Source organism: Acinetobacter sp. HR7 (genome assembly GCF_000773685.1).
GTDB classification, from domain to species: Bacteria; Pseudomonadota; Gammaproteobacteria; order Pseudomonadales; family Moraxellaceae; genus Acinetobacter; species Acinetobacter thermotolerans.
The window spans coordinates 23,091-29,307 of the sequence record NZ_JPQO01000224.1 but is presented as its reverse complement, the minus strand read 5'-3'; the positions used below and the strand labels follow the sequence as shown (position 1 = coordinate 29,307).

The window sequence follows — 6,217 nt, the reverse complement described above, 5'->3', positions numbered from 1 at the left end:
AACTATGGGACAGCAGTGCCGCTACAGGTCGCTTTTTTTCAATCTGGGCTTATTAAGCGACAGAGTCAGCGGGAGCGCTGCTCCACAGGCTTTCCAGATCATAGAATTTACGTGCGGTTGGTAGCATGCAGTGTACAACCACAAAGCCGAGATCAAGCAGGATCCATTCAGCATCGCGTTCGCCTTCGATACCAAGCGGACGGAAGCCAGCTTTACGTGCTTCTTCAGCAACGTTGTCAGCAAGAGATTTAATATGACGGGTAGAGGTACCGCTTGCAATGACCATGGCATCAGCAACATTGCTCATACCACTAACGTCAAGAACCACAATATCTTTGGCCTTGACATCTTCAAGTGCGTTTTGCACAACTTGTAAGCAGTTTTGTACAGTCTCGGAGTGAGATTTCATAGTAAGATCGTGAGAATTAGAAGCGCTGGGCGATGGTTCTAAATTCATGAGGGATGTAATTTCCTAACAATTATGCATTGTCTAATATAGCGGTTTTGCCCCGAAATTTCAAATCAGCGGATTGTGCAATATGTAAGCAATTTAAAATAAACGATCTTTCCACGCAAAAGAAGCACTGGACTGATTTGATGGGCGATATTCCGCAGCCACATAGCCCTGATACGGACTATTCTCCAACCATTGGAAGATTTCGGCATAATTGATGGAGCCTGTGCCGGGTTCATGCCGCCCTGGATTGTCCGCGAACTGGATATGACCAATCTGCTCGATATTTTCTTTTAAGGCACCGAGTACATCTTCCCCCATCATGGCCATATGGTAACAGTCATATTGCATTTTCAGGGCAGGGTGATTGACTGCTTCTAGCATTTCCTGTGCCTGAGCGACATTTTGTACCAGAAAACGTGGCATATCGGTGCCATTAATCATTTCAAAAACCGGCTGAATGCCAAAATCTGAAAGCATGGAGCAGGCCATTTTCAGGTTATCTGCCAGTGTTTTCAGGCAAGGCAGCAGGTCGCAATACAGGGGTTGTTTACCTGCCAGAATATTGACGCTTGGCACTTTGAGTGCAGTGGCGTATTCAATGGCCTGTTGCATGGCCTGATGAAATTCAATTTCCTTCCCAGGAATACCTGCCAGTCCATGACCACCTTGCATCAGGTCACCAGCTGGAACATTGATCAGGCATAGGCTGAGTTGATAGTGATTGAGCTGCTCCTGAATCTGGGCAATGCTAAGCTCATAAGGAAACTGGATTTCTACATGATCAAAGCCATGCTGACGGGCAAGGGCAAAACGCTCCAGCAGTGGAACTTCCGTAAAGATCATGGATAAGTTAACTGCGAGTTTTAACATGTGAAGCTCCTTGCACCGTCTTTAAAATAGAAAAAATAAAATTATTCAACGTGTTGAATCACTGTGGCCAGATCAGCTTCGGCATAACCTTCTGCCTGATGGGCTTTGAGTTGAGACAAAGCCTGTGAAGCTACGGGGATATTTAAGTTGTGTGTTGCCGCCAGTTGTACCGCATTGTTTAAATCTTTGGATAAAGTCTGCACTTTCCATTGCACTGGTTCAAAGGTATGGGTTGCCATACGTGGTGCCAGAATCTGGAAAGGTTTGGAGTCGGCAAAACCACCCGCGAGTGCAGGTGCCAGCAGGGTGGTATCCACACCGGCGCGATCCGCTAAAGCGACGGCTTCGGCAATCAGAGTGCTATTCGCCGCGACAATCAACTGATTACAGATTTTTGTGGCCTGACCAGTACCTGATTCTCCCATACGAGTGACACGTTGCGATAAAACCTCATAAACAGGTTTTAAAGCGGTAATGGTCTGTTCATCACCACCAGCAAAGATCACCAGCGTACCCAGTTCGGCACCAGCAGTGCCTCCAGACACCGGAGAATCAATCCAGATGACCTGTTTTGCTTGGGCACGTTGTGCTAGTTCTAGTGTTTGCTGTACCGATAGGCTGGAGAAATCCACAATCACTTGCTGTGCAGTCAGATAAGGTTCGATCTGCTCATACACTGCTTTGACTGCTGTATCATCCGCCAGACAGGTCAGAATCACCGGGCAATCTGCAATTTGATCTAGCTGTAACTGCTTTGCACCTTGTGCCAGTAAAGGATTGCAAGCAGTGGTTGTGCGATTCCAGACTGCAACTTCAAAACCGGCTTGAATCAAACGGCTCGCCATACGGCTACCCATCAGACCCATACCTAGAAATGCGATTTTGGTGCTTTGATCAAACTGCATGATATTCCCTGATTTAAACGAGTATTTTGAGCTTAATTAAACTGGCGTGGCTGGAACTGCACCTCAGGATTTTTGTCCTTTTTACGTGCCAGCTGGCTATTTTTACCTAACAGTAATTTGAACTGCCAGATTTTTTCCATACGCAGTGATTTGTTTGGCTTATGTTCCATGGCATCCAGCACATATTTAGAGGCCATCAGCGCATCTGGTGATCGTTGCAGCATTTCTTCTGCCAGTGCTTGAGCTTTTATCAATGGCTGTTCATCGAGATGAGTAACCAGGCCAATTTGTTTGGCATAGTTGCCATCAAAAATACGTGCAGTCAGGGTCAGTTCCTTAGCCAGATCCAGTCCAATCAGACCTTTAAGTGATCGACTGAGTCCCATATCCGGCACCAGACCCCAGCGGCTTTCCATAATCGACATTTTGGTTTCTGGGTGCGCAATACGAATGTCTGCTGCCAGTGCCAGTTGCATGCCGGCACCAAAGCAATAGCCTTCTAAAACTGCAATCACCGGAACGGGTAATTCCTGCCAAATCAGAAAGGCTTTCTGGAACAGGCTTTGACCTGGGCGCAACAGTTCCCAAGCCGCATAAGCACGGTTTTTCGGATTGTTCAGGTCAGCCAGATCAATTCCAGCACTAAATACCTGAGCTTCACCAGTCAGAATGACACAGCGGATGCTTTTATCTTTCTTGATTTTCTTTGCAGTCGCAACCAGCTCACGCAGCAGCGCAAAGCTCATTGCATTACGTTTTTCCGGACGGTTTAAAGTAACCGTAGCAATTCCATTATTTTTTTCTAAACGAACCAGTGACATGGCTTAAACCCTTAATTTTTATCGCCCTGAGCATAGCACGGGCACCGTATCGCATGCATGACAGCAAAGTCACGCTTTGTGATTGTCCTTGTCTTGTGCCTTAGATCATATGTTTGTTCAGAATCTGCTGTGCGGCATGTTCAACCTGTTCGATCACCGCTTTTAGTTCATCAAACCGTTTTAGCACTTCCTGCACAAAAGCTTCATCTGCTTTCCGACGTTCTTTACGCAGAGTTGAAACAAACTGTTCAAAACTGCCGGTGACCTGTTGCAGGTTTGGCGTACCGACATAACGGGTCGCGCCGTAGAGACGGTGCAGCACATGTTCCAGCTGTGGGAAATCTTCCATTTCGATCAGCTGTTCCATTTCCTCCAGTTCGGTTTCAAAACTGTCCACCAGCATTTTTAGTAAATCCACCGCGAGATCTTCTTTATTGGCGGCCAGTTGCAGGCTTTGCTGCCAGTCCAGAATACTGCTGTCCAGGGCATCGATGACATTGGCACGCTCCAGCATTGGTGCCTTACGGAAGTTTTCTGTGGTCCAATGGGTCAGAATTTGGATGATCTGCTCGATCTGAATCGGCTTGGTGACATAGTCATCCATACCGCCTTGCAGCAGTTTTTGCTTCTCATCGGAAAGGGCATGTGCGGTCAGTGCAATAATTGGCAGACGCTTGTGATTTTCAAAAGTCGATTCCAGTGAACGGATCGCGCGGGTGGTGTCCATGCCGGACATGACCGGCATCTGAATATCCATAAACACCAGATCAAATGCTGGCAAGTCCTGTTCATGCCGTTGCTGGATAATATCAATTGCTTCCTGGCCGCTGGTGGCTTTAGTGGTGGTGACATTTAGCTCACCAAGCAGGGCTTCTAGAACGATCAGGTTCGGCAAATGGTCATCCACTGCCAGGACATGCAGACCCTGACCATTAAAGTCTTCATGTACATCCTGTTCAAATACTGGCTGATTCGACAGTAGCTGAATTAGGGCACTACGGCTGAGTGGCTGGTGCAGGGCGCGGGCACGGTATTCATTCAGCATGTTCGGATCTAACTGCATCTGGTAGCCATACACGGCCAGATTACCTGAATAACGGGCGCGAATTTCCTGTAACAAGGCTTCACTATCACCACTGTGATCGACAATCAGCCAGGTATTTTCCGTGCTGCCTTTCAGGTGGTTGAGTCGACTAAACAGGTCCAGAATCGAAGCACATTCGGTATGCTTAACCTGATAGTTTTCCAAGTAATGACGTAATACATTTGCGGTTGCTGGATGGGCCAGATAAGACACCACAGTCAGGTTGCTAAAGTCCGGATGCTCGATGACGTCATCCTCATTCACCATAAACTGCGCAGTAAACCAGAAGGTCGAACCTTTTTCAGTTGGCGCACGTTCCTGATTGTCCTCAAAACCAATTTGTCCCTGCATCAGGTGCACTAGCTGTTTGGAGATCGCTAAGCCTAAGCCGGTCCCCCCGAATTGACGGGTCACCGAAGTATCCCCTTGCGAGAAGGACTCAAACAGTTTCTTGCGGTCGGTGCCACTCAGGCCGATACCACTGTCCTGTACGCTGAAGTGCAGCAAGCATTGTCCGATATCATCATGTTCCATGCGCACGCGCACGATGATTTCACCATCCGGAGTAAACTTGATCGCATTAGAAATCAGGTTGGTCAGAATCTGCTTGAAGCGTAGCACATCACCAATCACATGCTTTGGCACGTGATCCGCATAGTAGAAGGCCATATCGATATGTTTTTGCGCGGCCAGCGGCGAGAGCATATCCATGACATCGAAAATGGCTTCTTCCAGATCAAAAGGCGCAGTTTCTAATTCTAATTTACCAGCATCAATCTTGGAGAAATCCAGGACATCGTTAATCAGTGCCAGTAGGTGAGCCGAAGACTTACGGATGGTCTGTAAGTATAAATTTTGTTCGTTGCTGAGATTGCCCTGACGCAGCAATAAATGGATAAAGCCATCAATACTGTTCAGTGGAGTACGCAATTCATGGGAAATATTGGCCAGAAATACCGACTTGGCCTGGTTGGCAGAGATTGCCTGATCCCGTGCCTGACGGTAAGTAATGTTCTGGACTTCTAAGGTATCCAAGGTACGGCGTAAATCATCTTCGGTCTGTTCGGTATGTTCTTTCAGTTCCAGAAAGCTGAAATGCAGACGCTTCACCACATTGGCAATGTCGCGCTGCAATAGGCGCAGCTCACCGGTACTGTTGATGACCATATGCTGATCCAGATTATCTGCATTCAGGCGTTGCAGCTGCATACGGATTTCATACATCGGTGCAATCCAGCGGCGCGAATAGAAATTCAGACACAATAACAATAAAAGTAGCGTTAGCAGGCCAGTGGCAATCAGTACGATCATGACGCGGTAGCGGGCAATTTCTAGCGGCTGGTTGTCCAGTTCGATTGCCAGCCAGCCCAGGTTACCCATATTGTCATTAATCCGGACCGCAAAAATATGATTATCCTGATGCAGGATTGGTCCGATAAAGGAGCCTTCCTGCTTGAGCTTTGGCCAGGGCTCCTGATCCTGAAAGCCGATGCCGAGCCGGTTTCTGCCCTGGTTATCCAGAATCGCAGCACGAATCAGGTGCTTTTCATTCAGCATGTTTTGCAGGGCATCATGGGCCTGTTCATATTGCCAGGGCGCATAATTGACAATATTCATGGCAGATTCGGCGGTGGCCTGGAAACGGGTCAGAATGGCAATGGCCATCTGCTTTTGCTGGGCGCGCGAAGCGTTGGAAGTTTCTGTCAAAACCAATGCTGCTCCTACACAGGCCAAAATCGCAATGGGCACAAAGATCATGGCAATCAGCTGACCATAGGCATGGTTTAAGTGTAGGCGTTTAAACAGCTTTTTATTGATATTTGACATAAGACAAGCAGTATTTTCCTTATGTTTCGCATATTAGCATGCTTTAAATCGGTAGTTAAAATTTCAGCAATCTTTTTTCAGGAAATAAGTAGCTTAGTCTTTTTATATAAAAAATAGTGAATTAGATAGCATGGAAAATGCTAAGGAATTTTTTTGAGAATATTGCGTATAAATTGATCAATGAAGATAGATTAACTCTTAAAAAATTGAATAATAAAATATTGATGTCAAAAATATTTTGCATTTTTTTGGT

At 46.7% G+C, this 6,217-nt stretch carries 5 protein-coding genes; all 5 read right to left on the bottom strand.

Features of this window, described 5'->3' with window-relative positions; all coding sequences use genetic code 11:
- Positions 1-52: 52 nt before the first annotated feature.
- The 5 genes from rsfS to GW12_RS14715 all read right to left on the bottom strand — a co-directional run bounded on the left by rsfS (position 53) and on the right by GW12_RS14715 (position 5,964).
- The gene (gene rsfS, locus GW12_RS14735) at positions 53-457 is read right to left on the bottom strand and encodes a ribosome silencing factor (protein WP_034589013.1); all 405 of its coding nucleotides are present in this window, start codon (positions 455-457) and stop codon (positions 53-55) included.
- A 93-nt stretch (positions 458-550) separates the two neighbouring features.
- Positions 551-1,327 carry a hydroxypyruvate isomerase family protein gene (locus GW12_RS14730; protein ID WP_034589011.1) on the bottom strand — a complete coding sequence of 259 codons (777 nt, stop codon included), beginning with the start codon at positions 1,325-1,327 and terminating at the stop codon, positions 551-553.
- Positions 1,328-1,368: 41 nt separating this feature from the next.
- Positions 1,369-2,232 (bottom strand): NAD(P)-dependent oxidoreductase, encoded by an 864-nt coding sequence (locus GW12_RS14725; protein WP_034589008.1) that lies wholly within the window; start codon positions 2,230-2,232, stop codon positions 1,369-1,371.
- A 32-nt stretch (positions 2,233-2,264) separates the two neighbouring features.
- The gene (locus GW12_RS14720) at positions 2,265-3,053 is read right to left on the bottom strand and encodes a crotonase/enoyl-CoA hydratase family protein (RefSeq protein WP_034589005.1); all 789 of its coding nucleotides are present in this window, start codon (positions 3,051-3,053) and stop codon (positions 2,265-2,267) included.
- A 100-nt stretch (positions 3,054-3,153) separates the two neighbouring features.
- Entirely contained in the window at positions 3,154-5,964 is a 2,811-nt protein-coding gene (locus tag GW12_RS14715) for an ATP-binding protein (RefSeq protein ID WP_034589002.1), read from the bottom strand.
- Positions 5,965-6,217 lie beyond the last annotated feature (253 nt).